Source organism: Acinetobacter sp. V2, from assembly GCF_001188385.1.
Classification (GTDB): Bacteria; Pseudomonadota; Gammaproteobacteria; order Pseudomonadales; family Moraxellaceae; genus Acinetobacter; species Acinetobacter oleivorans.
The window spans coordinates 216,512-219,339 of sequence record NZ_JZFB01000004.1 but is presented as its reverse complement, the minus strand read 5'-3'; the positions used below and the strand labels follow the sequence as shown (position 1 = coordinate 219,339).

Below are 2,828 nucleotides of genomic sequence, written 5' to 3'. Positions count from 1 at the left end.
TTACATAAATTAGACCCATTTCGGTTGCAGCTAGATTACTGCCTTCCAATGCTTCTGAGTTTCGATGAGCTAACCATTCTTTTTCATCGCCCCAGTTTACATCGTTGTCTGGTTCCCAAACGTCTTCACGACCCGCACCAAAACCAAATGTACGGAAGCCAGAAGACTCAAGCGCAATGTTACCGGCAAGAATAAATAAATCTGCCCACGATATTTTTTGACCGTATTTTTGTTTAACTGGCCATAGCAAACGGCGTGCTTTATCTAAGCTCGCATTGTCAGGCCAACTATTTAATGGCGCAAAACGTTGCTGACCGCGACCAGCACCACCACGGCCATCACCCATACGATATGTACCAGCAGCATGCCATGCTAATCGAATAAATAAGCCTGTATAATTTCCCCAATCGGCTGGCCACCAATCTTGAGAATCGGTTAATACATTTTTGATATCAGCTTTGAGGGTATAGTAGTCGAGTTTTTTAAACTCTTGACGATAATTAAAATCTTTACCGAGTGGATTAGAACGTTCTGAATGTTGGTTGAGTAGGTCGACGCGTAGTTGTTTTGGCCACCAGTGTAAACTAGGCGTGCCACCACCGACCGTTACCTCTGGTTTTGATTTATGGCCTGAAAAAGGGCATTTTGATTCGTCTGACATGGTTATATTCTCTCTGGGTAATAATTATTGAGCTCTTGATAAAGTAGTAGGGCTCATTTTCCTGGACTTCTGGTTTAAAAACTCATGTTTATCAAATAAAGAAATGAGTGAACACATGGTGAGAGAAACCGTTTAAAAATTCTTTTCACTAAGATGTTGGCTCATTATTTTTTATTTAATAATGCATCAGATTCCTTTAGTTGTTATTCCTCCAATTTACTGTATGGAGGTTAAAAAACAAAAGGAAAAATAAGATGAAACCTGTAAATAACGATGCATACAATTACCTCTTCAATTGCTGAACAACTTAAGATCTTTTAATAACGCTCTTTAAATATAGTAGAAGTAGAGGTTTTATTTTTCAAATGGATTAAACTGTCAATATTGATTTAAAAAACCGATTGAAATTTGGTTTAAAAAGCAGGGTGTCAGCGAGAGTGAAAAGAAATTTTTATATTTAGTTTTATTAAGTTATTTGAAAAAAAGGAGAGCATCGCTCTCCTTTTTTTCAATATTAAACATTTACGATTCGATTTGATTTGACCATGTCGGCTAGGCCGTGAGTTTTAAAATAGTACTCAAGCCAGCTTTTCACAATGAGTGGATTATTCATTTTCATAACATCATCAAGTAATTTTTGTGCATCTGTCATAGGTACATGACAAATTGCTTTTCGTACACGCAAAATATTACTCGAACTCATCGAAAGGGTATTAAAGCCCATCGCCATAAGTAAAATTGCCGATAATGGATCACCTGCCATTTCACCACAAATACTGATTGGTTTTTTGTGGTCATGGCATTCTTTAACCAAGCGAGTTAAAGCACGTAAAATGGATGGGTGGAAATGCGAGTAAACGTTTGCCACATGTGGATTATTACGATCAACCGCAAGTAAGTATTGGGTTAAGTCGTTTGAACCGACTGAGAAGAAATCGACGAGTTCAGCAAACTCATCAATTTGTAGCAATACGCTTGGTACCTCAACCATAATTCCAATTTTAGGTTTGGTAATTTTAACTTGCTCTTCTTCTTGCACCGCAATCCAATCACGCTCAAGTAAATAAAGTACTTCTTCGACTTCACTTACTGTGGTCACCATAGGCAATAAAATATGCAAATTATTTAGACCAATACTGGCTTTGAGCATGGCGCGAATTTGTGACGAGAAAATCTCAGGATGATCAAGCGTGAAACGAATACCGCGCCAGCCTAATGCCGAGTTTTCTTCTTCGATACTGAAATACGGTAAGTCTTTATCGGCACCAATATCGAGAGTTCGCATCACCACAGGTTTATTGGCAAAGTGGCTCAACTGTTGACGATAGATTGCGCGTTGTTCCTCTTCACCTGGGAAACGTTCCCGTAACATGAATGGAATTTCGCTTCGGTATAGACCCACACCTTGCGCGCCGCGTTGTACTCCGCGGACGACATCAATCATGAGACCCGTATTCACATAAAGCTGAACAGATACACCATCTGGCGTAATCGCTTCTTTGGTCTCATATTGTTTGAGATCTTTTGCGATCTGTTCATCTTCTTTTTGAATTTCTTTATAACGTTGGCGTAAACGACGTGGAGGATTAACAAAAACACGACCCTGATAGGCATCTACGATCATTTCCGCATCATCAAGTGTGTTAACAGGCAGTTCGGTTACACCAACTACGGTTGGAATACCTAATGCACGAGCTACAATCACCATATGTGAGTTGGCTGCACCTTCGGATGTCACAATCGCTGCAATATTGTCTACCGGCAACTCTACAAGTGCCGCAGTACTAATTTCTTCACCAATTAAAATACTGTCTGGACTCAGTTCACGGTGGCTGGAGTCTTCTTCTTGCAACGAGGCTAAAATACGTCGGCCTAAATCTTTAAGATCGGAAACTCGCTCACGAAGATAGTCATCTTCCATTTGTGCAAATAGGGCAGTATGTTTTTCAATCACACGGCGTACTGCACCTTGTGCCCAATGCCCGTCACGAATAAGTTCTTTAATTTCGGCTGGCAATGCATTCTCATCGAGCATTCTTAAGAAAACACTAAATAAAGCGCGTTCTTCTGCCATTAATGAATCATGCATTTTTTCATCTAAAGAACGAATCTCTGAACGAACTGATGAAATGGCTTGATCTAGAAGTCGAAGTTCATGACTAATATC

Annotated in this window: 2 protein-coding genes; both read right to left on the bottom strand. The window is 39.7% G+C overall.

The window, feature by feature from the left end:
* On the bottom strand, window positions 1-661 hold a 661-nt coding region (locus UC75_RS21785), incomplete at its 3' end, for a peroxidase family protein (RefSeq protein WP_322842908.1).
* 514 nt (window positions 662-1,175) lie between these two features.
* Window positions 1,176-2,828, bottom strand: a 1,653-nt coding sequence (ptsP, locus tag UC75_RS13990) for a phosphoenolpyruvate--protein phosphotransferase (protein ID WP_228137380.1), incomplete at its 5' end; no start/stop codon positions are given.